Raw genomic sequence first — 23,447 nt, 5'->3', positions numbered from 1 at the left:
TGAAAATCCTACCCACTCATGAGAACAACGAATGGCCTACCCGTTTCCAGGTAGGCCATTTTGATGTCGCTTAGTTTGGTTCTTGTGAGGATCTCGGCTCAGCCTGCCCGCAATTGTCGGAATCGGTAGCAGCGTTGCCCGGAATTTTTGGCTAGTCGAGTAAATGTTTGTCCACAAATGGTCTCGGCTTAAGGATCTCGATCCCCCGGTACCCCGCGACATCGAGAAGATGCTTGTCACCGCTGACAATCAACTTGCTGCCACTGGACAAGGCACAGGCAATGAATTTGTCATCATCCGGGTCAGCGCAGACCGCCTCGGAAAGAGGCTCAACCTGGCACATCTCTGCTTCGACGAGCACCAAATCAAGGATTGCCGATAAATCCACCGCAGGAAATTGCTTATGCAAAACCTCCGCAACTCTCTGGTACTCCTCAAAAATCTCAGGCGAGAGCACCAAATGAACCCGTCCGTCTCGCCACCCCTGGAGAATACGATGGGGTGGCCCGGAGAAGAATATCCCGGAAATGAAGACGTTGGTGTCAAGGACGATTCTCATTTCCGTCCGCGCACCTGGGCGATGGCTTCCTCGATATGGTTCTGCTTCAAACCTGAAGCCTTGGCTTCCCGACGGGCCTTGGCGATGAGCTCGTCAAATTCCGAAATCGATGGCTGGGAAATCGATTTCAGGATGACGACATCATTCTCGCCAACCACAACGAATTGTGCACCGGCCTTGAGGTTGAGTCGCTTTCGTACCTCTTCGGGAATAACGACTTGCCCTTTGGACGACATTTTGGTTGTTGCCAGGGTTCCCATAGAATCCTCCTCCTTGTTGTTCTTACTGGTAAGATCATAGCGGATGCCACAGTCAACGACAAGCGAAATCACACAGACAAAAAAGGAGGACGCTATGGCGACGGGAATGCGAATCGGTTATGCAAGGGTCAGTTCGTCCGGGCAAAGGCTCGATGTCCAACTGGATCGGCTGTCGGACTGCAATCGGATTTTCCATGAAAAGGTCTCCGGAAAATCAACCAAGGGTAGACCGGAGCTGCAGAGCGCCCTCGATTTCGTGCGGGACGGAGACGTTTTTGTGGTAACCAAGCTCGATCGCCTCGCTCGATCGGTGGTTGATTTGGCAGGAATTGTCCAGAAGCTTGAAGCCAAAAAGGTGGATTTGGTGGTCCTTGACCAGGGAATCGACACAACGACAATGTATGGACGGCTCCAGTTCAATATTCTCGCAGCCATTGGCGAGTTCGAACGGGAGTTGATCAAGGAGCGATCTACTGAGGGCCGCATCAAGGCAATAGCCAGGGGCGTAAAGTTTGGCGCCAGGCCGAAATTGAAAAAACAGGAAATTCAGGACCTGATCAGAGACTTTGAAGCTCCAGGGTGCAGCAAGACTGAGATCGCTGAGCATTACGGCATCAGCCGCTCATCAGTCTACAGACTCTACACAGAGAGCCGCCCACAAAGTGTCTGAAAAGGCCCTCGAGTGCCAAATCGGGGGCCTTGGTGTTCGAAAATGGCTGACTTTCGAGATTCTACAACAGCGTCCAGGTGGTGAAGTTAAGTGCTTAACCCAGTTCCTTTTTTCCAACACAAAAGCCGCCCGATCAGCCATGGCTGACCGGGCGGCTTTTGCCTTTGCGGCCTGAATCCGGACCGTTTTATTTCTTCAGCTCCCGACGCACCAGATTCAAGGTTCCGCCGGCGATGAGGTTTCGGCGCTGGCGTTCCGAGACGTCGAGGGAGGTGAGAACCGTCTTCCCGTCGATTTCCACAGGAATTTCCGTCGCCCCTTTTTCGAGGTGTTTCTTCACCCCGGGGAAGCGCACCGTCTTCCCCTTTTCGAAGAGGGCGAAGTCGTCGGGGTTTTGGAAGGTCAGCGGCAGGATGCCGAAGTTGCAGAGATTGGCCTTGTGGATCCGGGCGAAGCTCTTGACGATCTTGGCCCGGACGCCGAGGAAGCGCGGCGCCAGGGCGGCATGTTCGCGGCTTGAACCCTGCCCGTAGTTTTCGCCGCCGACCACGATCACGTTCCCCTTCTCCCTGCACTCCCTGTGAAAATCGGGGTTGATCTGGTAGTAGACAAACTCGCTGATCGCCTCGATGTTGGAGCGCAGGGGGAGAACCTTGTTGCCGGCCGGCATGATGGTGTCGGTGGAGACGTTGTCCTCCACTTGCAGCACCACTTCGGCCTCGAGGGTTTCGGGCAAAGGCTCGAAGTCGGGGAGGGGTTTGATGTTGGGGCCGCGCACGATCTCGGTTTTTTCCCCGTCAGAGTTGGGGAAGAGGATGGACGATTCGTCGACGAGGTATTTTTTCGGATCCTCGATCCGGGGATAGGCCATTTCCCTGCCGAGGTCGCGGGGATCGGTAATCACCCCCTTCAGGGCCGCGGCGGCGGCGGTCTCCGGGGAACAGAGGTAGACCTGATCGTCCTTGGTCCCCGAGCGGCCGGGGAAGTTGCGGGGAAAGGTGCGCAGGCTCACCTGACCTGTCCCCGGCGCCTGCCCCATGCCGATGCACCCCAGACAGCCGCTCTGGTGGATGCGGGCCCCGGCGAGGAGGAGCGGCATGACGCCCCCCTGGTCGGCGATGTTCTCCAGGACCTGGCGGCTCCCGGGATTGATGTGGAAGGAAGTTTCCGGATGGGCATGGCGCCCCTCGACGATGCGGGCCACCACCATCAGGTCGCGGAAGGAGGAGTTGACGCTCGAGCCGACGATGGCCTGGTCGACCTTGACCCCCGCCACCTCCCGCACCCGCTTGACGTTCCCCGGGGAGGTCGGGCAGGCGATGAGGGGCTCGACCTGGGAAAGGTCGAGTTCTGCCTCCTCGTCGTAGGAGCAGCCGGGGTCGGCCGAGAGCTCCTGCCAGGCGTCCCCCCGTCCCTGGGCCTGCAGATACTCTTTCGTCCGCGCGTCGGAGGGGAAGACGGTGGTCGTGGCGCCGAGTTCGGTCCCCATGTTGCCGATCGTCTCGCGGTCCGTCGCCGAGAGGGTGGCCACCCCGGGGCCGTGATATTCGAGGATCTTGCCGACGCACCCCTTGACGCCGTAGCGCCTGAGCATCTCGAGGATGACGTCCTTGGCGCTCACCCAGTCGGGGAGCTTCCCGGTGAGCCGGACGCCGAGGACCTTCGGGCAGGGGAGGTGATAGGGGTGGCCGGCCATGGCCAGGGCGACGTCGAGGCCGCCGGCGCCGATGGCGAGCATGCTGACCCCGGCGGCGCCGGGGGTGTGGCTGTCGGCGCCGATCATGGTCAGCCCCGGACGGCCGAAGCGCTCCATGTGCACCTGATGGGAGACGCCGTTGCCGGGACGGGAGAAGTGGATGCCGTAGCGGGCGCAGGCGGTCTGCAGATACCGGTGGTCGTCGGCATTCTTGTTGTCGGTCTGCAGCAGGTTGTGATCGACATACTGGGCCGCCAGGCCGACCTTCACCCGTTCGAGCCCCAGGGTCTCGAACTCGAGCATGGCCATCGTCCCCGTGGCGTCCTGAAGGAGGGTGTGGTCGATCCTGATGGCGATCTCCTCGCCGGGGGTCAGTTCCCCTTCGGCAAGATGGGCGGCGAGTATTTTTCGTGTGAGATTTTCGCCCTTCATCATTTCTCCTCTATTTTAGGGTGTGTGGATTACCTCCATTCTAGCAGGCTCTCCTCCCTCTGCAGGGACGGCGAGCCTTGCATCGGCGGCCACCATCTGTTAAGAAAGGGGGCACTCTTTTCCCCCGGAGGACTTTCATGCTCGAAACCCTGTCGCAGCTTTTCTCCCAAACCTTTCTCGGCATCGCCCTCGGCCGCTTCGCCGCCGCCTTTGCCCTGCTCATCCTGACCCTGATCCTCAAAAAGGTCCTCGGCCACCTCTTTGTCACCGTCCTCTTCCCCTTCGCCGGCAAAACGGAGACCAGCTACGACGACCAGGCCCTGGACTGCATCCGCAAGCCGGCGGAATTTCTCGTCGTCATCGCCGGACTCTTTGCCGCGGTGCAGATTCTCCAGCTGCCGCCGGAGCCGGTGGATCTCCCCGGCTTCGCGGCAACCTTTCTCAAAATTCTCGTTATCTTCGATATGGCCTGGGTCCTCTTCAACCTGGTGGCGGTTCTCAATACCTTTCTCTGTACCCTGGTCAGCCGCACCGAGTCGACCCTCGACGACAATCTCCTCCCCTTCGTGCGCAAGAGTCTGAGAATCTTCATCGTCTTCATGGCGGTTCTGATGGCCATACAGAGCCTCGGCTTCTCCATCTCCACCCTTCTGGCCTCCCTCGGCATCGGCGGCCTCGCCGTGGCCCTGGCGGCCCGGGACACGATCTCCAACCTCTTCGGCTCGCTGATGATCATCCTCGACCGTCCCTTTCATATCGGCGACTGGGTCAAGGCCGGGGACATCGAAGGAACCGTCGAGGAGGTCGGCTTTCGCTCCACCAAGATCCGCACCTTCGCCAAGACCCTGGTCAGCGTCCCCAACAGCACTATCACCAACATGGCCATCGACAACCTCAGCCGCATGCCGAAGCGGCGCATCATGCTCACCATCGGCGTCACCTACCGGACGACGCCGAAAGAGATGCGCGACGCCGTCGCCGCCATCCGCGCCATGCTCGGCAGCCATCCGGCCATCGATCAGGAGTTTTCCCTCGTCAACTTCACCGAATTCGGCGCCTCCTCCCTCGACATCCTCGTCTACTGTTTCACCACCACCACCGCCTGGGCGGAGTACCTCGCAGCGCGGGAGGACGTCTGCCTGCAGATCATGGATATCCTCGAAGGGATGGGGCTCGAGTTCGCCTTCCCGAGCCGCACGGTTTACCTGGCCGGCGGGGAAACCAGGAGCCCGTCGGAGGATAGGGTCGAGAGCGAAAAACTCGTAATTTGACGGCCGATTGGAGAAACAAACGATTTTGCAGCCGGCTCGGGAATAACAAAAAACGGCGACCTTAAAGGTCGCCGTTTTTATTGAATCGTGATGTGGGGGGCAGATGTTCAGTCGGCTTCGATATCGATCTGCCGCGCCTCGCCCCGGTTCTTTTTCAACAGGACGACCTTGAGGACCCCCTGGTTGCATGTGGCCCGGACCTTCTCCTGGTCGACACTGGCCGAGAGGACGAAACTGCGGCGGAAGGTGCCGTAGCAGCGCTCGATGCGGTGGTAATTCTGCTTCTTCTCCTCCCTCTCGAGCTTGCGCTCCCCCTGGATGATCAGGGTATTCCCCTCGATATGGAGGTCGATGTCCTTCTGCTCCACCTCGGGGAGTTCCATCTTGACCACCACCTCGCGATCGTCCTCGTAGATGTCCACCGCCGGCTGCCAGACCCCCGACTCCAGCGGCTCGCCGTAGCCCCCCGCCCGGTTCGGATCGAAGAGCCGGTCCATCTTCTCCTGCATCAGTTTCAATTCCAGCATCGGATCGGGGTTGACGATGGCCATCGTTTCAGCTCCTGGGCAACATGGGATGAAAAACTTCTTGATTTTGCCACCGAATGTTCCGCATTTCAAGCCCGTCCCTTCAGATCGGGTTTTTTGTCGACTTCGAACAACGCCTCAAGGCTGAGATGACCATGCGCCGTCCCCGCTGAGACAAATCTCCGCAACGCCTCGAGCCGGCGGCGAAGCTCCTCTTCGGCCTCCCCGCGCAGCTGCACCTCCATCTCGGCGAGCTGGTCCGCCGCCCCTCCCCCCAGATCGGCGGCGATGCGCCGCTCCATAAAGAGCGACTGGCGCCCCCGATGCTCCGGACCGAAATCGAAGACCTCGGGAACCAGGGCGGAGAAGCTGCGCACGCCGCGGATGTCCCGTCCTTCGAGGCGATAGGCGTCGAGAACCTCGGGCTCGAGATCCTGGTAGTTCTGCAGCGGCATGTACATCCGGCGCAGGTACTGCAGAACCTTTTCCGCCTTCTTGCGGTGGCCGCCGATGATCACCGAGGCGCCGACCTCCCCCGCCTGCGCCCCCTTGATCCACGGCGCGCCGGTGATGCCGAAATCGTTGAGGACCGGCAGGCAGAGGAGGACCGAGAGGGTATTGATGGCCAGGGCAAATCCCGCCGACGGCCCGCCGACGTTGTAGGAGGCGGAGAGGAGCTGGTGATGGATGGTGTACCCTTCGAGAAACTCGCCGAGGAGCCGGGAGACGTTGTGCTGCGGAGCCAGGGACTGCAGGTAATTTTCCACCAGGGTCAGCGCCTCCTGGGCGCTCTGCCGGGTCATCTGCACCGCCAGGTCGAGTTCCGCCGCGCCGGCAGCGGCGGAGGAGACGGCGCCGGTGACCACGACTTTTTCGGGGAAGACCCGGTAAACCAGGGCCGAGGCGACGGGAAGGAGGACGCCGCTGACGTCGTTGGCCCCGACGCCGACCACGAAGCCGACCTGCGGCTCGCGGGAGAGTTCGGTCTCGAGAAACTCGTCGAGCTGCTGCTTCCCCCTCCGGGTCGGGCTGGCGCCGAGCTGCGCCCGGGCGCTGGCCAGGTGCCAGCGGGTCACCGGATAGATCCCCACCTCCCGCACATGCTCGAGCAGCTGCGCCACCCCGTCGAGAACCGAGAGGAGCCCCTCCTCGCCGTGGCGACACTGCAGCGCCAGTCCCGGCTCCCCGTCCCCCCCTTCGAGGAGCCCGAGGAGGGTCTTGTAGTTGAAGCGCACGAAGCGGACCCGCTCCTCCTCCGAGCCGCGCACCGCCTCCATCAGCTTGCCGATCACCTCGATCTCTGTGGCGCGCAGGGAGCGCACCTTCTCGGCATAGGCGGTAAAGTCGGCCGGGGTCTCGCAGAGGCTGCGGGCGATGCGCACCATCTCCTCGAACCCCAGCCCCTCGGCAAGGGGGATCCCCGCCATCTCCTTGCGCATGATCCGCAGGGCGTCCTCGTCCCGCATGTGGCCTGTGACGGCGAGGACCTTGAGACGCTTGGAGCGGATCAGCGCCGGATCGAGGATATCGAGGCGATTGGTGGTCAGAACGGTAAAGACCCGGGAGAGGGGGGATTCGCCGTCGATGATGGAGAGAAAGCGGTTGGTGACCTTGTCGTAGGGGTTTCCCCCCTGGGATGAGCGCCGCGGGGCGACGGAATCCCCTTCGTCGAAGAAGACCATCGCCGGGGAGAGCATCTTGGCGATGTCGTAGACCCGCTCCAGGTTGTCGACCATCCCCTCGAGGGGATTGACCGGATCGGCCAGGTCGCCGAGATTGACCACCAGATCCTGCACCTCGCGGTTGTCCCCCAGCCAGGCCCGCACCATGTAGGTCTTCCCCGAGCCGGGGGGGCCGGTGAGGACCACCCCCTTTTCGTCGTTGACGTTGTAGAAGAGGGCATTGTTGGCCATCTCGGAAAATTCGTTCTTGATGGCGCCGATGTAGTCCTCCCAGCGGATCCCCCTCTCCAGGTGGCCGACCACCTTCTTGTAGAGGGTGCCGTGGGCGTTGCGCGCCACCGCCTTGAGGGCGTCGCGGACCAGGAACTGGTCGTCGAGGTCGGCCAGGGAATAATCGCCGCGCAATGCGATGATCGAGTCGATGAGCCGGCGCACATAGGCCGGGGTAATGCGCAGGCTGCGCTCGCGAAAGATGGGAGCCAGGCGTGCCACCGTCCCGGCCAGATCGGCTTCGCTGAGCGTGCGCCCCCCGCTCCCCGGGAGAGTGCCGAAGGTGAAATTGTGGCGGCGCAGCTCCATCCGCACCACCTCCTGCAGACTCGCCGCATCGTCCCAGAGTTCGCCGACATCGAGGACCAGCCCCCGCTCGACGAAACGGCGGTAGACGGCGGGGTCGAACTGCTCGGGCTGGTCGCTGGTGGCGATCAGCAGGCAGTCGCGGCGGCCGAAGGAGATCTCGTCGAGGAGGATGTTGGCGGCATCGACGAGGGTCGCCTGCTGCCCCTTGACGCTGCTCATCTGATCGGGGCGGCCGAAGGCGCTGTGGGCCTCCTCGATGTGGCGGATGCAGGTGCGCTGGGGATCGCCCATCGCCTTGCGCAGGTAGTTGCCGGGCTCTCCGGCCCAGGCGGTCTGATAATCGTTGGGCGTGATCATCGCGTAGTCGACCCAGACCCCCTCCTCTTCGAGGGCCGAGAGGGCCTGGCCGATCCTCTCGCGGAAGAAATACTTGAACCCCGGCAGACGGGCCCAGAGGCGCAGGCGTTCGGCCTTGCGCCGGCGCTCGATTCGCACCGCCAGTTCCGGATCGACCTCCTCCAGACTCCGCCAGAACGGCTGGTCGGCCAGCACCTCGTCGCACTGCGCCTGCAGATCGACCACCGGCCGCACCTCGGAGGAAAACACCGCCTCTTCGAGGGCCTGACGCACCGTGGCGCTCTTGCCGCTCCCCGAGCCGCCGATCACCAGCACCAGGGGGGCGCGGGGGACCGCCGGATCCTCGGTGTACTCCTTGAGAATGTGGGCGTGGTAGATCTTGCGGAAGATTTCGAGGAAGGACGGAGGGACGTAGATATCGGCGGTTTCCCGCTCGAGGAGGAAGACCAGGTACTGGTAATCGTGCCAGTCGAGTTCTTTTTCGAGGATCCGGTTCCAGGCTGCCAGGGCGCTCTGCGACCCGGCCACCTCGAAACGACGCCGCCAGTCGGAGAGCTGCTCGGGGTCGCGCAGGAGTTTGAAACTGCGCTCCTGGGGATGGAGCAGGCGGCGCAACCAGGCAAAGAGGAGGCTGAAGAAGGAGCGGGACGGATCGTATTGGCGCAGGCGGCGCAGCACGAAAAGGCGGGTTTCGAACCCCCACCCGGCGACCAGCGCCTCAATCTGCCTGATGCGCTTCTCCGGGAGCCGGACGTACACCGGGCTTCTTGTTTTGCGGGGTTTGGCCATGGACGGTCGTCAGATCCTTTCCGGTCGTGCCGGCGGGGTTCGGCAGGACCACGGGGGGAGAGCCGGCGGTATTGTTCAGCACGAAGGTGTTCTGCCCCTGCTGGTTCTTCTCGTAGGCCGCCGCCCAGCGCTGCTGGTTGAGAAAGTCGAAGAGGAAGCGGTCGTTCTCCCCCTTGAGCCCCAGGGAGTCGCGGAATTCCTGTACCCCGTCCCGGTAGGCGGCGTAGAGCTTGCGGGTGCGGCTGGCTTCGAGATCGGCGGCGTAGTTTTCCGCCTCGGCGATCAGTTCCCGACGTTTCTTCTCCTCGCTGGCTTCAGTGAGCTTTTCGCCGAAGCGGGTGTCCCGGAGCACGAAGGAGACGACCTCGATCCCGTACTTCTGCTCCAGGGTCGGCCCCCCCTCGTTGATCGGCCGGTCCTTGAGATCGCGGTAGATCTGCTCCTTGATCCGCTCCCGGCCCGAGATCAGCTCGTCGACGGTCTGGCTCTGCATCACGTCCTTGACGATGCCGTCGAAGTCGTTCTGCAGCAGGGTCTGCGGCGACTTGTTCTCGATCCCCCAGCGCTGCAGGTCGGCGATGCGGTAGGTGAGCATGGCGCTGGTCCACAGGGCCACATTGCCGCGGCTCATGATCCGCTCCCCTTCCTGGACGCCGCCGAGATAAACCTGCTGGTTCATCAACGGCACTTCCAGTTCGAGACGGGTGAAAAAGGGGAGGCGGGAATGCCAGCCGACCTCCTGCACCACCCGCCGATCTCCGGAGAGATCCTCGAGAATCACCGCATAGTTGCGCCGCACCTTGTAGATCGTCTTTGTGGCGTAGACCAGGGCGACGCAGTAGTAGAGGAGGAGTCCGGCCAGGAGAAGGAGCAGGGTGCGTTTAAAGAGTTTTTTGAGCCGGGCCCGCTGCAGCAGGCGAAAGCGCTGTTCCGGTTCCACATCAAACCTCCTCGGCAAAAGTCTCGGAATCATTATAACACTTTTTGATTGCACTTTTGCTTCCGGAGAAACGACCGACCCAGAGGACAGATAGACAAGAACCGGAGGCTCACAGAAAGGGCTGAATAAAATTCAATAAAATTTCAGAACAACGTTTCTCCTAATGCATTTGATCAAACATTTCAGCTGTGGTAACGTCTGGAAATGTTTTGACGTATCTCCTCCTCCGCCCCGGCGGGGAAACGAAAAAGGAGCAGCCATGCGCAGCACCGTCTACTTTGCCGACATGCGGGCCGGCCACAAAGAAAACCTCTTCGGCAAGCTCGAGCGCCTCCTCGACGAGGCCGGGATCCAAGGCCTCGTCGCCCGCGGCGACTTGACCGCCATCAAGATCCACTTCGGCGAAAAAGGGGGACATGCCTACATCCGGCCGACCTTTTTGCGCCGGGTGGTCGACCGGGTGAAGAGCCTCGGCGGCCAACCGTTTCTCACCGACTCCTGCACCCTCTACCCCGGCGAGCGCAAGGAGGCCGTCTCGGCACTGACCTGCGGCATCGAGAACGGATTCGCCTACGCCGTCGCCGGGGCGCCGCTCATCATGTGCGACGGCCTGCGCGGCCACAGTGCCCGCCGGGTGGCGATCGAAGGCGAAATCCTCCATCAGGTCGACATCGCCAGCGCCATCCTCGAAGCCGACGTCCTGATCACCGTCTCCCACTTCAAGTGCCACGAGCTCACCGGCTTCGGCGGCGCCCTGAAAAACCTCGGCATGGGGTGTTCGAGCCGTCAGGGGAAGCTCAAACAGCACTCCAACGTCGCGCCGAAGGTGGCGGAGAAGTTCTGCACCTCCTGCGCCGCCTGCCTCAAGGCCTGCGTCCACGACGCCATCACCTTCATCGAGGGGAAGGCGCGGATCGACCCCGACAGGTGCGCCGGCTGCGGACGCTGCATCACCGTCTGCCAGGAGAAGGCGATCCAGATCCAGTGGAACGAGGGGCCGCCGCAGGTGATGAAGAAGATGGCCGAATACGCCCTCGGGGCCCTCCACGGCAAGGAGGGGAAAAAACTCTTCGTCAACTTCATCACCCAGCTCTCCCCGGCCTGCGACTGCTACGGCCACACGGACGCCCCCATCGTCGCCGACATCGGCATCGCCGTCTCCACCGACCCCGTCGCCCTCGACCAGGCCTGCGCCGACCTCGTCAACGCCGCCCCGGGCCTCCCGGGGACCGCCCTGCAGAGCGGTGCCGAGCCCGGCGGCGACAAGTTCCGCGGCGTCCACCCCGACATCGACTGGGAGATCACCCTGGCGCACGCTGAGAAGATCGGCGCCGGGAGCCGGGAATACGACCTGGTGAAACTCGAGCCGAAGGGGAAGGGGTGGTAAGAGCGAAAAAAAGACCCATCTTCAAAAAAGAACGGCCGGTCAAAGATGACCGGCCGTTCCTTTTTTTATATATTGCCCAAAAGTCAGCTTGCCTTCTCCGCAAGGGACGCGGCCACCCCCCGTTCCAGATCGTCGAAGGCGCCGCTCCCCCCCGCACCACGGAAACCGGCCAGGGCCAGCAGCAGCGTTTCGCCGCCGATCCGGCTCACCCCCACGGCCCGGTAGGGGATGGCAAAGGCGGCCAGCAGGCCGAGAATCAGCAGGATGCAGCCGACCCAGACCACCGGCTCGCCGGGGTCCCGGGAGAACTGGAACCCGGCGGACCAGAACCCCTTTTCGTCGCGGGCGTAGGCGGTCTGGTAGATGGCGACTCCCCGGTGCACCAGGGGATGATTGATCTCGATGACCCCCTGCTGGACCCGTTCCCCCTTTTCCAGGATGGACACCTCGCTGTGCAGCTGGCGGAGGATCGGGGTGCGAAAGGCCGACGGACGTATTTCGAAACCGAGATCGATGGGGTTTGAGAGCGCCTTCGTTCCGCCGAAGGTATGATACTCGCCGAGTTCGGCACCTCCCCGGGAGATGGCGAGGACAAGATGTTCATCCTCGGGGATGAATTTAATCACCCGGGCCCGCACCCCCGGCGTCGGCAGGTCCACCGTCTCCCCCTCGCTCGTGGTGTAGGCTTGAATGACCTGGCGGGTCTCGGGATCGATGGCGACGAACTGCAGCTCGATGGGGTAGTAGAGAGGCTCGAAGCTGTCGAGACGGAACTCGAACCCCAGGGGGAGATCCTCCTGGCGGTCCCAGTCGAAATAGACGGCGCTCCGGTCGCCGACGTACATGTTGAGGGTACCGACAAAGCCCAGACCGGCACCGAGAGCCCCGATCATGATCGCCAGCACCGACAGGTGCACCAGAGTCGATCCCCAGCGCCCCGCCAGTCCGCGCCGGCCGAGAAGGACCCCGCCACTGCGATCGATGCGGTACCCCTGCCCGGCGAGCCCTTTTTCCAGCAGGTCAAGGGAGGGGTTCCCGGGGAGAACGTAGCGCAGGGGGACGGCAAAGACCTGCTCCCCACGAAGAAGCTCGAGGGCGTTCCTCTTCTCCCGCAGATTGCGCCGAATGGTCTTGAGGGTGCAGACCGCCATGTTGAGTGCCAGAAGGGCCAGCAGCAACCGGAACCAGGGACTCTGATAAAAGAGGTCGTAGCGCCCTCCGGCAAACGGCTTCAGGGTGCCGGCCACCGCGACCAGGGCAAGACCGAGGAGGAGAGTCAGGGTGAGGCGCAGCGAGCTGAGAAAGGAAAGGATCATGGGAACGACACGTCCGCAAAGGGTGGATAAGCCTTGACCGGCGAATTTCCCGGGAGTCTAGCATTATTGCCGATCTCGGGCAAGCGACCCGGAGGAACGGTTTTTGGCTGACTCCTTCGCCGGTTTGGCTCTATAATGCGGAATCTTCAGCCTGCCGACCCCTTACCCAGGATTATCGCCGTCATGACCTTTCTGCGCCTCCCGATCCTCCTCCTGATCCTGCTCATCCTCCTTTCCGGCTGCAACTCCCGCCAGGAATCGTCCACAACCGACACCGCCCCTTCTCCCGTGGCCGAACCCGGCGCCCCGGCGACCGAAACGGCCGCCGGGGAGGAACCGGCGCCACCGGCGCCGCCGGTCGCCGAAACCTTCGACGGCGAGCCCCAGCTCTCCCTCTTCCCCCGGGTCGCCGAATTCCGTCCGGAGGACGAAAAGAGCCAGGAGCAGGGGGTCTGGGCCGCCTATATCGATCATGTGCTGCGCACCTCGGGCGTCGTCTCCCGGGGGGGAGAGAAGGAGGGGAAGGCCTGGGCAGTGCGGGGAATCAAGGGACTGGAATCGGTGGGGTTTTTCGCCCCCCTCGGCGTGGAGCCGCAGCAGAGGTATAAGCTGAGCTTCAGTTACAAAGGGGAACTCCCCGAGGGGGGCTCGGCGGGGATCGGCATCCTCGAATTCGACGAGTTCCTGTGGATCGGCGAGCAGTTCACCGAAGCGATGCTCCGGGAGCATCAGACCGGGCAGCAATCCGGCATCAAACTCAAAGGGAGCAGCGACTGGACGGAGCAGACCTTCACCTTCACCACCTCGCCGAATTCCCGCATGATTCACCTGGTCCTCTTTCGCGACGGGACCGCCGACCGCCAGCCGGTCTTTTTCGACAATATAGCCGTCGAGCCCGCTGGACTTCCGGCGGCGACCAAGACCAAATAGGGAAAACGAATCATGGAAATCACCTTTCCCGGCGGCGTCGCCGTCGAGGCCCGCTACGACAATTTCGTCATCCGCAGCGACCAGCCGGAGAGCGGCGGCGGCGAGAACAGCGCCCCCTCCCCCTTCGACCTCTTTCTCGCCTCCCTGGGAAACTGCGCCGGGTTCTTCGCCCTCCGTTTCTGCCAGCAGCGACAGATTGACACCACCGGCCTGAAACTCACCCTGGAGAACGTGCGAGACCCCGAACGTCACCGCCTGGCGACGGTGCGCATCCACATCGATCTACCCGAAAATTTCCCCGAAAAGTACCGCGGCGCCATCATCAAGGCGACGGACCAGTGCAGCGTCAAGCGGGCCATTCTCGATCCACCGGCCTTCGAGGTGACAGCAGGCTAAGGGGCAGAAAGCAGGGGCATTCACCACAGAGACACGGAGACACAGAGAAAAAACACAAATCCATACCTGATCAGGCCCAATTCTCAACCAGAGAAAAATCAGGATTATTGTACGCAGATAAAGGCCTTCTCTTGGTGGCAATTTCGGACCGGGATGAGATCAGAGCGGGCGGTAATCCTCCGCCGGGGGCGGCGGGACTTCGAGGAGGGGGATTTCGGCGGACAGAGCCGTCAGCAGGGCTTCAGCATCGACGGCGCGGGAGGGGGGGTAGGCGATTTCCACCAGGGCGCCGACGGAATCGAGGGTGCGGGCAAAGAGGAGTCCGTCGTAGCTTTCGAGTATGAAGCGCAGATAACCAATCGATGCGCGGGAGAGCCGGTAGTAGCGTTTGCTCAGCGGTGAATCCATGTTCGCTCCGAAAGGCGGAGAGGGAGAGTCGGTCCGGCCCGCTGTTTTTCCTTGACGGGCAAGATCCGAAACGATATTTTGCCTAAACATTATTTAGTGGGATTAAAATGATCGTCGCCGTCCCCAAGGAAATCAAGACCCGGGAATACCGGGTGGGCATGACCCCGGCCGGGGTGCGCGCCCTCACGGAAGACGGCCACAGCATTCTCATCGAAATCGGGGCAGGAATCGGCAGCGGTATCGCCGACGAAGAATACCGCCGCGCCGGAGCCCTCCTGACCGAAACCGCCGAGGAACTATATGCCAGGGGGGAGATGATCGTCAAGGTCAAGGAACCGCTCCCCGAAGAATACCCGCGGCTGCGTCCGGGGTCGATTCTCTTCACCTACCTGCACCTGGCGCCGGCGCCGGAACTGACCGCCGCCCTGCTGCAGCGGCAGGTCACCGGAGTCGCCTACGAAACGGTGGAGCGCGCCGACGGCACCCTCCCCCTGCTCCTGCCGATGAGCGAAGTGGCCGGACGGATGGCGGTACAGGTCGGCGCCCACTATCTGCAGAAGGAAAACGGCGGCAAGGGGGTCCTTTTGGCCGGAGCCCCGGGGGTGCGCCCCGGAAGAGTGGCGATCCTCGGCGCCGGGACCGTGGGGAGCAACGCCCTGCGCATCGCCGTCGGCATGGGGGCAGACGTCACGATCCTCGACATCGACCCGGCGCGACTGGCGGCCCTCGACGAGCATTACGGCAACCGGATCCACACCCTGATCTCCAATTCGCAGAATATCGAGGACGAGGCGCTCCGAGCCGACCTCCTCATCGGCGCGGTCCTGGTCGCCGGCGCCCGGGCGCCGATGCTGGTGAGCCGGGAGATGGTCGGCGCCATGAGCGCCGGAAGCGTGATCGTCGATGTGGCCGTCGACCAGGGTGGCTGCGTGGCGACGACCCGGCCGACGACCCACGACGACCCGGTCTACTCCGTCGACGGGGTGCTCCACTACGGCGTCGCCAACATGCCGGGAGCGGTGAGCCGTACCAGCACCTACGCCCTGACCAACGCCACCCTCCCCTACGTTCGCAAAATTGCCGCAAGCGGCCTGGCGGCGGCGACGGCCGCCGACGAAGCCCTGCGCCGGGGAGTCAACACCCATAAGGGAACCCTCTGCAGCGCCACGGTGGCCCGGGCCCTCGGGCTGGGCTGGCGCCCGTATGAAACTACGTAAAATGAGGAATGTAGAATACAGAATATAGAATTAAGAAGAAAAGCACTGCCGGTCTCCTGCCCTCCGCAAATTGCCGAAGGAGGTTCCACTCACCTCTCGATTTTGCCAGAGGATCTAACTTCAAACTTCTATATTCTATATTCACTACTGTCCGGTTAATAGCCGAATAAATTCAGCTGGTTATAATCTTGGGTGTCTGGAATCTGCTTGAGCGCTTCCGCAACCAACGATGAAATGGGCTTTTTCTCGAACAGATTGACCTCCAGGATCTGCAAAAAAGTGTAGAGAGTACATTTGATGCTAAGCTGCCTTTTAGCGATCGCCACAAGTAGATATATGCAAAGAGCTACCCATATCTGGCTCTTGACCGCATTGATAGAAGTCCCGTAGAACGCTTTTATTCGTAGATGCTGTTTGATCCACTTGAAGAATAGCTCCACTTGCCAGCGCTGTTTATAGATGTCTGCAACCGTTGTGGCTCCAATTTCAAAGTGGTTGGTGAGGAATACAAGCCGCTTGTTTCGCTCTTTATCAACATAACTGACCCGGCGCAATCTCTCCGGGTAACCCTTTTTCGATTTCTGGGTGACCAAGGCAATCACTTGGTCGGCTCGGACGCCGGCCTCCTTGTCCTTGGGCAAAGAGTACAACCGCTGGTAGCGTAGGTTGTCCTTGGCCCGCACCACGAAGAAGGCGCCCTGTCGGTGAATGGCATAGAGCCGGGCAAAATCTACGTAGCCGCGGTCCATCGTGTAGATGGCCTCTTCGGTGACGGGCATTTCGTCAAGCATCTTGACGTCATGTACTTTGCCGGTTGTCACGGCCACAAACGTGGGGATGATGCCGCGCAAGTCAATGAGCGTGTGCATCTTGACCGCTGCCTTGGTCGTGCGAAACTCGGCCCACGGAAACAGGGTGAGGCAGAGGTCAATGGTCGTCGAGTCAAAGGCGAACAGTGGCTGCTTCAACTCGATGGCCAAGGGCTCATCCCGGTACAGCTGCTGTGCCATGCCGATCAGGACTTGGCCGAAATCCTGAAAAATGCGCCAATCCCGGCGCTCGTTGGCGTCGGCAAGGGTGGAGCGGGAGACAGCGCCACGAAATCCGATGTGGTAGAGCTTCTCCCGATGAGAGTTCAGGCACGTTTCGATATCCCTCAAGCTCTCGCGACCCGATAGCTGGGCATAAGCCAGGCACAGGAACTGGTCAAATGCAGTAAAGCTTTTGGCCCGGTACTCGCCGCGATACCGTCGGGCACAGAGGTTGAACTCGTGACGCGGGAGAAACTGAAGTAGCTGTCTGAAAACGGTCTGGCCAGCGTTCATGGATGCCCTCCTGAAGTGTCAGGAAGATATCACTCGCGGGCGGGGTGAAGCGATTTCAAATCGAGAAAAGAACAGTTGAGCCAAAGTACTATAATTTTCAGTAGGTTATCGACGTACATTCAAAGTTAACCGGACAGTAGTGTTCTATATTCTGTTTTCTGTGTTCCGTATTCTGCTTTTCGCAATATCTCTTCTTTAGCCATAAAACCTCCTCCAGAGTCGGCTGATCCCCGAAAAGAGATATTTTAGCGGCCCCCCGGGTTCCCCACCCGGGGTTTTTTTTGTCAGGAAAGTGCAAAGTTGAAAAAGCTTTTAACGCAGAGACGCAAAGACGCGGAGAAGGGTCGTTAAAGACGTTGAATTTTTTGTTTAAGTCCAATCCCCCGCAAGTGCCCTGTCGATGATATAGCGGGCGATGCTGCGCCGCGGCGGGAGCTGCGGGAGGGCCTCCGGCGAAAACCAGCGGACGTCCTCCAGCTCTTTTTCCTCCACCACCACCTCCCCTCCGGCATAATCGGCGACGAACCCCGCCATCACTTGGCTGGGGAAGGGCCAGCACTGGGAGCCGAGATAACGCACATCCCGCACCTCAATCCCCGTCTCCTCCCGCACCTCCCGCACCACCGCCTCCTCGAAGCACTCGCCGAAATCGACAAAGCCGGCCACCAGACTGTAACGCCCGGGAGGCCATTCGGCCTTGCGCGTCAACAGGAGCTCCTTGCCGCGGCGCACCAGAACGATCACACAGGGGTGGATGTGGGGATAATGGGCATAGCCGCAGCCGGAGCACTTCTTCCCCCATTCTCCGGGGACGGGGAGCGTCGCGAAACCGCAGCGGGAGCAGCAGACGCTGTTTTTCTCCCAGTGAAGAATCTGCCCCGCCGTTCCGCCGAGGGACAGGAGCTCGATGGAGAGCTGCGGCTCGGCGGCCAGGAGGCTCTCGGCCACCAGCCCCGAAGGAACCTCCCGGTCCCTGGGCCAGGAGAGAGCCCGGCAGGGGCGCCCCTGCCAGAGGCCGAGATAGAGGGGGGCGATCTCCCCTTCGCCGGCTCCCAAAGGAAAAGGGCCGGAGGGGAGGCGATACCCCCCTCCGGCCGGCTCGACCAGCAGGTCGCCGCCGCGCAGCAGGACCGAGAAGCCGGGACCGCCAGGGTCGGCGTCGGGGGGAGCGAGGACGAAGTCCCGCTGCAGGGCCGTGCTGTTGAAGGGGAGATGAAGGGGGGAGGGATAGAAATCGGGGAGCGGAGTCATGGTCTTTACCGTTGAATGGGGAGGGAGGAGGGAAATCAGGCGAGGCGCTCCCGGGCCAGCAGGAGGGCGAGCTGGGTCTTGCCGTCGGCGATCTCTCCGGAATGCAGGGCGGCCAGGGCCTCCTCCAGGGAGAGGGTAAGAACCTCGATGAACTCGTCGGGCTCCGGCGCGGCAGGGACGGCTTCGAGGTCGCAGCCGAGGAAGAGATAAATCCGCTCGTCGCAGAAACCGACGGAGCTGAGCATCTCCCCGAGTTTTTCCAGGCGCCCGGCACGGTAGCCGACTTCCTCGGCGAGCTCGCGACGGGCGCACTCCTCGGCCGCCTCGCCGACCTCGAGACGTCCGGCGGGGATTTCCAGGACCATGGCGCCGATGGCGGGACGAAACTGGCGGATCAGCACCACCCGGCCGTCATCAAGAAGAGGGAGAACCGCCGCGCCTCCGGGATGGCGCACGATCTCGAAGGGGGCGCGGCGGCCGTCGGGGAGCCTGTGCTCCTCAATATCCAGGGTGACGATCCGGCCGCTGAAGAGGGGACGATGGCTCATGCGACCTCTCCTGAGGCAGGGGGGAGAACCAGGAGGAGTTCTCCGGCCGTCACACTGAAGTTCATGGGGAGGCCACCGTGGCTGTCGCCGTCGATCTGCACCGCGACCCCCTCTCCCCTCAGGGTAAGGGCGGTCGTCTTGAACAGGGCGACATCGGGCGCTCTCAGGGGGCGGCCGAGACCCACGCGCAGGGCGCTCCTCAGCAGGGGGAGTCGACCGGGGCGGCAGAAGAGACAGACGTCGAGGGAGGGCTCCTGCAGGGAGGCGTCGCGGGTGATGGAGAAGCGTCCGCCGTAGAGGCGGCCATTGCCGATGATGGCTCCATACCCGGTCCGGCAACGGCCGTCGTCGAGACAAAGTTCCATCGGCGCCGGGGGATGACGCAGCAGAGTCAAAAGGGCGCTGACGGCATACGCCAGTTTGCCGACCCGGCGCTTGAGGGTCGTGCTGACCCGGGCCACCACCTCGGCATCGAAACCGATCCCGGCCATGAGCAGAAAGCGCGCCTCCCCCGCCCGACCGAGAGCCACCGGAGTCGGTGTCCCCGCCAGAGCGAGGCGGCAGGCGTCTGCCAGGCCCTTCGGAATCCCCGCCTCCAGAGCCAGAACGTTGGTGGTCCCCAGGGGGAGAAAAGCCAGGGGGAGGGTGCTGGGAGCCAGGCCGTTGATCGCTTCGTTGAGGGTGCCGTCGCCGCCGGCGACGACGAGCCGCTCAAAGTCGCCGGTGCGGGCCGCGGCGGCGGCAAGGCGGGCGTCTCCCCGCTTCTCCGTGAGGGTCAGATCGACGACATACCCGGCCTCCTCGAAGAACTTCCGGGCTTCCTCGATACGGAGGCGAGCGTCGCCGCCGGCCACCGGGTTGGCGATCAGCTTGAGTGTCTTTCTGGGGTCAGTCATCAGCGGAAGGCTCCAGAAAAGCATGCGGGGCGCTTTGGCACCCCGCGAAGAAGCGGCAGACCGGAAAGGGATCGCTCCGGGGTCCGGGTCAGTTCCCCGTCAGCGGAAGGATCCCTCTCTGATAGAGGAGCAGGAAGAATTGGGCGAAGACCGGAATGAGCAAAAAGAGGATGGTATCGAGGAGCCCCCGGAAAACGTGACGGGTACTGGCCGACACCGACGGGACCTCCCTGATGCTGCCGGAGAGGTTCCAGACCTTGGGGAAGAAGCGCGGCACATGCTGGCAGTAATTTTTGAAATCCTCGCCGAAGGCCGCCCCGAGATCCCCCTCTTCGACGGTCACCGCCGCGGTGTGAAAGACGATGAAGAAGACGATGAAGAGGATCAGAACGATCAGATTCTGAAAGATCATCGTCGCCCCGAGCCCGATGGCGAAGCTGAAGAGGTAGAGAGGGTTGCGGCACATGGCGTAGGGTCCGGCGGTGACCAGTTCCCGGCATTTGCGCCCGGCGATGTAAAAGATGCACCAGAGCCGCCCGAGAGCGCCGATGACCACCAGCAGATAACCGACGGACTGGAAAACCAGGTAGGCAAGCGAGTCCATCGGCCAAAGGGGGCTGGTGAAGAGGAGCGCCAGGATGGCCCCGACGCCGGCCACTTTCATCGCCTTGGTGCGCATCTTGCGGACGGTGAGCAAGAAGTTCCCCTGTTGCATGTGTGTAGATCTCCATTTCAGCATGTAGGAAGCGACTCTCGGAAATGCGGCCGCCGCCGGGTGAATTCCCGGAGGCGGCATTTTACTTCACCCTGAAGGGAAAGTCCTAAAAAAAATCACCGCCCCCCCGCCCTCACCCCAAAACCCCGTCGCCGCCCCGGAGCGGGGCCGGCTTGCTCGTCGGGGTGTGCCGGAAGAGCGGCGGGCAAAAAAAGTGCGGCAGGGCCTCTGGCCCTGCCGCACCGGGAGAAGAGGTCGCAGCGGTGATTACCAGCCGAGGCTGACCTTGACGGTGTAGATGGGGCGCTCCAGGTACTCGACCTCGCCGGTGAGGCGCAGCAGGGCCAGGGAGGCCTGGACGCCGGCGAAATAGCGCGCCTCGGTGAGGCTCTGGTCCTGCAGGTTGGCCTGCAGCGTCGCATTGTTGCCGGTATATTCGGCCTCGATCTGCACCACGCCGGCACCGATATAGGGGGTGAACATCAGGAAACCCTTGGACAGGACGGCATCGGCGGCGTAGGTCTGAAGGTCGAGATCGTCGACCCCTTCCAGGGAGCTGTAGCTGCCGCGCAGGGCCAGGGCCGGGGTCGCCGCGCCCCCTTCGAGGAGCGCCACCTGCAGCTCGCCGCCCCAGAGGGCGATGTTGCTGTCGGGGACCTGGGCGTACATGGCGCCGACGTCGATGTTGAAGGGGAGTCCCTTGCGGACGTGAAGTCGCGGGACGACCAGGTAGCTCGGGGGATCGTTGGTCTCAGTGAGGACCTCGTTCCAGACACTCGAATCGATGTCGACGAAGCTGGCCTCGACGCCGATGTCGAAGCCGGTGATCCCCTGGGGCTCGGCCGGAGCGACACCGCGGTAGGCGGCCATCGCCCCCGCCTCGCGGGCAAAGCTCTTGAACTGGTCGTTGGCGAAATCGGTGGCGAACTTGAGGTCGTACTTGGCAGCAAAGGCCGTTCCGGTCGCCAGCAGGGTGACCAGCAGTGTCAGGACAATGCGTTTCATGAAATTCCTCCTTGGTTAGGGTCCATCAGAGATAGGTACGGTGAACAACAGCCAACGACATTAAAATCCTGTTAAAATGCTTTTTTACCACAGAGACACAGAGACAGGAACCCAATGCCTGATTTGGCCTTTACTCTGTGTCTCTGTGCCTCCGTGGTGGATCTTTTTGGTTTCTGGCAAATCGGCAACGGATCTATAGGACTGCGATAATAATGCCAACTGCCGCCGGATGCAGGCAGAAAGGGTAAAATAGGGACAAAGGAGCAAAATTCATGGTCAATCCTCTGCCCATGGCTGCCGAAGAGGACCGGAACCGGGGGCGCCTCCTGGCGGTGGGGGACATCCACGGCTGCCGTACCAGCCTCGAAGGGTTACTGGAGAGGGTCGTTCCCTCGGAAGCCGACCGGCTGATATTTCTCGGCGATTATATCGACCGGGGCCCGGACAGTAAAGGGGTGATCGACACCCTCCTCGCCCTGGCAAAGCGTTTTCCGCAGACGGTCTTCCTCAAGGGGAACCACGAGGCGATGTTCCTCGACTTTCTCGCCGGGCGCAACCAGGATCTCTATCTGGCCAACGGCGGCGCCAGCACCCTGGAGAGCTACCGGGAGGAGGGGGGGATCCGCGTCCCCGGTCGGCATCTCGATTTTTTCCGGTCCCTCCCCCGGACCTACGCCACCGAACGCTTCATCTTCGTCCACGCCGGACTCCGTCCGGGGGTTCCCCTCGAGGCGCAACGGGAAGAGGACCTGCTATGGATCCGCGACGACTTTCTCGACTCGGACTACGACTGGGGAAAAACCGTGGTCTTCGGCCACACCCCCCTGATGCAGCCTCTTCTCTCCGCGACCCGGATCGGCCTCGACACCGGCGCCGTCTACGGCCGCTCTCTGACCTGCTGCGACGTGGAGATGCTCCGCCTCTGGTCCTGCCCATAGGGTTGTCAGACGGAAGCTGGAAGCTGTGAGCCTTCAGCCTTCAGCCTTCACCGCCCTCCGCAACAGATCGCCGGGGCGGGCATCCGGCGGCAGCGCCATGACAATGCGGCCGTTGGGCTGCCCGGCGGCCAAAGTCTCCCCCTGCGGGCCGGTCAGAGGCCCGACCTCGAAGGAGATCTGGCGCATCTCGGGACCGATGAGCTCGAGGGTTTCCCCGGCGAAAAAGCGGTTGCGACCCGCCACCAGACCCTGGCCCCCCTCGGCCTCCAACACCACGCCGACAAAATCGTGGGCCCGCAGATAACGGGAATCGGCGGCGTGGATCAGGGGATCGCGACCGCCGAAGAGAAAGCCGCGGTCGTAGGGGCGGTGGCTGATCTTTTCCAGCTCGTCCCGCCAGCGGGGATCGACCTGCCAGGTTTCGGGAGCGGTCAAATAGCGGTCGAGGGCGTCCCGGTAAACCCGGGTCACCGCCGCCACGTAATAGCGGCTCTTCATCCGCCCCTCGATCTTCAGGCTGTTCACCCCGGCGCGCAGCAGTTCGGGGAGGTGCTCCACCAGGCAGAGATCCCTGGAATTGAGGATGTAGGTTCCCCGGCCGTCCTCCTCGACGGGAAAGAATTCCCCGGGACGGGTCTCTTCCATGAGGGCGTATCCCCAGCGGCAGGGGTGGGCGCACAACCCCTGGTTGGCGCTGCGCCCGGCCAGAGCGGCAGAGAGGAGGCAGCGCCCCGAGTAGGCAACGCAGAGAGCGCCGTGGACGAAGACTTCGAGTTCCACATCGCAGCCGTCTCTCACCGCCGCCATCTCCTCGAGTGTCAGTTCTCTGGCCAGATTGACCCGTTTGACGCCCGCCTCCTGCCAGAAACGGGCGGCCCCGGCGTTGGTGGTGTTGGCCTGGGTGGAGAGATGGATCTCCCGCTGCGGATCGACTTCGCGCACCAAGGCAAGGACCCCGGGGTCGGAGACGATATAGGCGTCGAGATCGAGCCCCCGCAGCTTTTCGAGGTAGGCGGCCAGGGGCGCAAAGTCCCCGGGGCGCAGATAGGCATTGAGGGTCAGATAAAGCTTCTTCCCCTGGGCGGCGGTCAATTCCCGGGCGCGGGCCAGGCCGTCGAGGGTGAAGTTTCCGGCCAGGGCCCTGAGCCCGAACCCCTCGCCGCCGAGATAGACGGCATCGGCGCCGTAGTCGAGGGCGGTTTCGAGTTTTTCCATATCCCCGGCGGGGACGAGCAGTTCCGGCTGGGACATCACGGTATCCTCCCTGAAATTTTCGGGAGAATAACACAAACCGCCCCGCCGCCGTTAGCCCCATGTCCCATATCCCTTCTTTCTCCCTTCTCCCCTCTCCCC

General features: G+C 62.5%; 22 protein-coding genes. 7 read left to right on the top strand and 15 right to left on the bottom strand.

The window, feature by feature from the left end; genetic code table 11:
- Window positions 1–151 precede the first annotated feature (151 nt).
- A complete protein-coding gene (locus DSOUD_RS03705) occupies window positions 152–559 on the bottom strand; it encodes a putative toxin-antitoxin system toxin component, PIN family (RefSeq protein WP_053549736.1) in 408 nt (135 codons plus the stop codon).
- Window positions 556–819, bottom strand: coding sequence for an AbrB/MazE/SpoVT family DNA-binding domain-containing protein (locus DSOUD_RS03700; RefSeq protein ID WP_053549735.1), 264 nt, complete (start codon window positions 817–819; stop codon window positions 556–558). Before DSOUD_RS03700 ends, DSOUD_RS03705 begins: the two co-directional genes overlap by 4 nt.
- A 94-nt stretch (window positions 820–913) precedes the next feature.
- Here DSOUD_RS03700 and DSOUD_RS03695 point away from each other — a divergent pair, with 94 nt between their 5' ends.
- Complete coding sequence (locus tag DSOUD_RS03695) at window positions 914–1,489, top strand: recombinase family protein (protein WP_198300359.1); 576 nt, start codon at window positions 914–916, stop codon at window positions 1,487–1,489.
- Window positions 1,490–1,676: 187 nt separating this feature from the next.
- Here DSOUD_RS03695 and DSOUD_RS03690 read toward each other — a convergent pair whose 3' ends face one another.
- Window positions 1,677–3,617, bottom strand: a complete 1,941-nt coding sequence (locus tag DSOUD_RS03690) for an aconitate hydratase (RefSeq protein ID WP_053549734.1) — start codon at window positions 3,615–3,617, stop codon at window positions 1,677–1,679.
- A gap of 137 nt (window positions 3,618–3,754) precedes the next feature.
- Between DSOUD_RS03690 and DSOUD_RS03685 the strand changes: the two genes are divergently transcribed.
- The gene (locus DSOUD_RS03685) at window positions 3,755–4,888 is read left to right on the top strand and encodes a mechanosensitive ion channel family protein (RefSeq protein ID WP_053549733.1); all 1,134 of its coding nucleotides are present in this window, start codon (window positions 3,755–3,757) and stop codon (window positions 4,886–4,888) included.
- 107 nt (window positions 4,889–4,995) lie between these two features.
- On the opposite strand, the gene DSOUD_RS03680 is transcribed toward DSOUD_RS03685, so the two are convergent.
- From DSOUD_RS03680 to DSOUD_RS03670, 3 genes are all read right to left on the bottom strand, one after another.
- Window positions 4,996–5,439, bottom strand: a complete 444-nt coding sequence (locus DSOUD_RS03680; protein ID WP_053549732.1) for an Hsp20/alpha crystallin family protein — start codon at window positions 5,437–5,439, stop codon at window positions 4,996–4,998.
- 65 nt (window positions 5,440–5,504) lie between these two features.
- Window positions 5,505–8,792 (bottom strand): AAA family ATPase, encoded by a 3,288-nt coding sequence (locus DSOUD_RS03675; protein WP_053549731.1) that lies wholly within the window; start codon window positions 8,790–8,792, stop codon window positions 5,505–5,507.
- Entirely contained in the window at window positions 8,752–9,762 is a 1,011-nt protein-coding gene (locus DSOUD_RS03670; RefSeq protein WP_232426491.1) for an SPFH domain-containing protein, read from the bottom strand. The genes DSOUD_RS03675 and DSOUD_RS03670 overlap by 41 nt, the downstream gene beginning before the upstream one ends.
- Window positions 9,763–10,021: 259 nt before the next feature.
- Here DSOUD_RS03670 and DSOUD_RS03665 point away from each other — a divergent pair, with 259 nt between their 5' ends.
- Window positions 10,022–11,149, top strand: a complete 1,128-nt coding sequence (locus tag DSOUD_RS03665) for a DUF362 domain-containing protein (RefSeq protein WP_053549730.1) — start codon at window positions 10,022–10,024, stop codon at window positions 11,147–11,149.
- An 83-nt stretch (window positions 11,150–11,232) separates the two neighbouring features.
- On the opposite strand, the gene DSOUD_RS03660 is transcribed toward DSOUD_RS03665, so the two are convergent.
- Window positions 11,233–12,465, bottom strand: coding sequence for a cytochrome c biogenesis ResB family protein (locus DSOUD_RS03660; RefSeq protein WP_053549729.1), 1,233 nt, complete (start codon window positions 12,463–12,465; stop codon window positions 11,233–11,235).
- A gap of 183 nt (window positions 12,466–12,648) precedes the next feature.
- Here DSOUD_RS03660 and DSOUD_RS03655 point away from each other — a divergent pair, with 183 nt between their 5' ends.
- Both DSOUD_RS03655 and DSOUD_RS03650 read left to right on the top strand, forming a co-directional pair.
- The gene (locus DSOUD_RS03655; RefSeq protein ID WP_053549728.1) at window positions 12,649–13,395 is read left to right on the top strand and encodes a hypothetical protein; all 747 of its coding nucleotides are present in this window, start codon (window positions 12,649–12,651) and stop codon (window positions 13,393–13,395) included.
- Window positions 13,396–13,407: 12 nt separating this feature from the next.
- Window positions 13,408–13,791 carry an OsmC family protein gene (locus DSOUD_RS03650; protein WP_053549727.1) on the top strand — a complete coding sequence of 128 codons (384 nt, stop codon included), beginning with the start codon at window positions 13,408–13,410 and terminating at the stop codon, window positions 13,789–13,791.
- Between the two features lie 159 nt (window positions 13,792–13,950).
- Here the strand turns inward: DSOUD_RS03650 and DSOUD_RS03645 are convergent, their stop codons facing one another.
- Window positions 13,951–14,199, bottom strand: coding sequence for a DUF4911 domain-containing protein (locus tag DSOUD_RS03645; RefSeq protein ID WP_053549726.1), 249 nt, complete (start codon window positions 14,197–14,199; stop codon window positions 13,951–13,953).
- A 107-nt stretch (window positions 14,200–14,306) separates the two neighbouring features.
- Here DSOUD_RS03645 and ald point away from each other — a divergent pair, with 107 nt between their 5' ends.
- The gene (gene ald / locus DSOUD_RS03640; RefSeq protein WP_053549725.1) at window positions 14,307–15,416 is read left to right on the top strand and encodes an alanine dehydrogenase; all 1,110 of its coding nucleotides are present in this window, start codon (window positions 14,307–14,309) and stop codon (window positions 15,414–15,416) included.
- A gap of 155 nt (window positions 15,417–15,571) precedes the next feature.
- On the opposite strand, the gene DSOUD_RS03635 is transcribed toward ald, so the two are convergent.
- The 6 genes from DSOUD_RS03635 to DSOUD_RS03610 form a co-directional block, all read right to left on the bottom strand.
- Complete coding sequence (locus DSOUD_RS03635) at window positions 15,572–16,741, bottom strand: IS4 family transposase (RefSeq protein WP_053549677.1); 1,170 nt, start codon at window positions 16,739–16,741, stop codon at window positions 15,572–15,574.
- Window positions 16,742–17,110: 369 nt separating this feature from the next.
- Window positions 17,111–17,992, bottom strand: a complete 882-nt coding sequence (nudC, locus tag DSOUD_RS03630) for an NAD(+) diphosphatase (RefSeq protein ID WP_053549724.1) — start codon at window positions 17,990–17,992, stop codon at window positions 17,111–17,113.
- Window positions 17,993–18,027: 35 nt separating this feature from the next.
- Window positions 18,028–18,540, bottom strand: coding sequence for an NUDIX hydrolase (locus tag DSOUD_RS03625; RefSeq protein WP_053549723.1), 513 nt, complete (start codon window positions 18,538–18,540; stop codon window positions 18,028–18,030).
- A complete protein-coding gene (locus DSOUD_RS03620; RefSeq protein WP_157671742.1) occupies window positions 18,537–19,436 on the bottom strand; it encodes a diacylglycerol/lipid kinase family protein in 900 nt (299 codons plus the stop codon). Before DSOUD_RS03620 ends, DSOUD_RS03625 begins: the two co-directional genes overlap by 4 nt.
- Window positions 19,437–19,524: 88 nt before the next feature.
- A complete protein-coding gene (locus DSOUD_RS03615) occupies window positions 19,525–20,151 on the bottom strand; it encodes a methyltransferase family protein (RefSeq protein ID WP_053549721.1) in 627 nt (208 codons plus the stop codon).
- 267 nt (window positions 20,152–20,418) lie between these two features.
- Entirely contained in the window at window positions 20,419–21,156 is a 738-nt protein-coding gene (locus tag DSOUD_RS03610; RefSeq protein ID WP_053549720.1) for a hypothetical protein, read from the bottom strand.
- Window positions 21,157–21,428: 272 nt separating this feature from the next.
- Between DSOUD_RS03610 and DSOUD_RS03605 the strand changes: the two genes are divergently transcribed.
- On the top strand, window positions 21,429–22,094 hold the full coding sequence (locus tag DSOUD_RS03605; protein WP_198300358.1) for a metallophosphoesterase family protein: 666 nt from the start codon (window positions 21,429–21,431) through the stop codon (window positions 22,092–22,094).
- Window positions 22,095–22,127: 33 nt separating this feature from the next.
- Here DSOUD_RS03605 and DSOUD_RS03600 read toward each other — a convergent pair whose 3' ends face one another.
- Window positions 22,128–23,345 carry a peptidase U32 family protein gene (locus DSOUD_RS03600; protein WP_053549719.1) on the bottom strand — a complete coding sequence of 406 codons (1,218 nt, stop codon included), beginning with the start codon at window positions 23,343–23,345 and terminating at the stop codon, window positions 22,128–22,130.
- Between the last annotated feature and the right edge of the window lie 102 nt (window positions 23,346–23,447).

Origin of the sequence: Desulfuromonas soudanensis, assembly GCF_001278055.1 — a bacterium.
Taxonomy (GTDB): Bacteria; Desulfobacterota; Desulfuromonadia; order Desulfuromonadales; family WTL; genus Deferrimonas; species Deferrimonas soudanensis.
This window is presented reverse-complemented; position numbering and strand designations above follow the sequence as displayed.

What these genes read in the sequence shown, in the direction of transcription:
- DSOUD_RS03705 (WP_053549736.1), bottom strand. Translation starts at nt 559, where the DNA reads ATGAGAATCGTCCTTGACACCAACGTCTTCATTTCCGGGATATTCTTC.
- DSOUD_RS03700 (WP_053549735.1), bottom strand. Translation starts at nt 819, where the DNA reads ATGGGAACCCTGGCAACAACCAAAATGTCGTCCAAAGGGCAAGTCGTT.
- DSOUD_RS03695 (WP_198300359.1), top strand. Translation starts at nt 914, where the DNA reads ATGGCGACGGGAATGCGAATCGGTTATGCAAGGGTCAGTTCGTCCGGG.
- DSOUD_RS03690 (WP_053549734.1), bottom strand. Translation starts at nt 3,617, where the DNA reads ATGAAGGGCGAAAATCTCACACGAAAAATACTCGCCGCCCATCTTGCC.
- DSOUD_RS03685 (WP_053549733.1), top strand. Translation starts at nt 3,755, where the DNA reads ATGCTCGAAACCCTGTCGCAGCTTTTCTCCCAAACCTTTCTCGGCATC.
- DSOUD_RS03680 (WP_053549732.1), bottom strand. Translation starts at nt 5,439, where the DNA reads ATGGCCATCGTCAACCCCGATCCGATGCTGGAATTGAAACTGATGCAG.
- DSOUD_RS03665 (WP_053549730.1), top strand. Translation starts at nt 10,022, where the DNA reads ATGCGCAGCACCGTCTACTTTGCCGACATGCGGGCCGGCCACAAAGAA.
- DSOUD_RS03660 (WP_053549729.1), bottom strand. Translation starts at nt 12,465, where the DNA reads ATGATCCTTTCCTTTCTCAGCTCGCTGCGCCTCACCCTGACTCTCCTC.
- DSOUD_RS03655 (WP_053549728.1), top strand. Translation starts at nt 12,649, where the DNA reads ATGACCTTTCTGCGCCTCCCGATCCTCCTCCTGATCCTGCTCATCCTC.
- DSOUD_RS03650 (WP_053549727.1), top strand. Translation starts at nt 13,408, where the DNA reads ATGGAAATCACCTTTCCCGGCGGCGTCGCCGTCGAGGCCCGCTACGAC.
- DSOUD_RS03645 (WP_053549726.1), bottom strand. Translation starts at nt 14,199, where the DNA reads ATGGATTCACCGCTGAGCAAACGCTACTACCGGCTCTCCCGCGCATCG.
- ald (WP_053549725.1), top strand. Translation starts at nt 14,307, where the DNA reads ATGATCGTCGCCGTCCCCAAGGAAATCAAGACCCGGGAATACCGGGTG.
- DSOUD_RS03635 (WP_053549677.1), bottom strand. Translation starts at nt 16,741, where the DNA reads ATGAACGCTGGCCAGACCGTTTTCAGACAGCTACTTCAGTTTCTCCCG.
- nudC (WP_053549724.1), bottom strand. Translation starts at nt 17,992, where the DNA reads ATGACTCCGCTCCCCGATTTCTATCCCTCCCCCCTTCATCTCCCCTTC.
- DSOUD_RS03625 (WP_053549723.1), bottom strand. Translation starts at nt 18,540, where the DNA reads ATGAGCCATCGTCCCCTCTTCAGCGGCCGGATCGTCACCCTGGATATT.
- DSOUD_RS03620 (WP_157671742.1), bottom strand. Translation starts at nt 19,436, where the DNA reads ATGACTGACCCCAGAAAGACACTCAAGCTGATCGCCAACCCGGTGGCC.
- DSOUD_RS03615 (WP_053549721.1), bottom strand. Translation starts at nt 20,151, where the DNA reads ATGCAACAGGGGAACTTCTTGCTCACCGTCCGCAAGATGCGCACCAAG.
- DSOUD_RS03610 (WP_053549720.1), bottom strand. Translation starts at nt 21,156, where the DNA reads ATGAAACGCATTGTCCTGACACTGCTGGTCACCCTGCTGGCGACCGGA.
- DSOUD_RS03605 (WP_198300358.1), top strand. Translation starts at nt 21,429, where the DNA reads ATGGTCAATCCTCTGCCCATGGCTGCCGAAGAGGACCGGAACCGGGGG.
- DSOUD_RS03600 (WP_053549719.1), bottom strand. Translation starts at nt 23,345, where the DNA reads ATGTCCCAGCCGGAACTGCTCGTCCCCGCCGGGGATATGGAAAAACTC.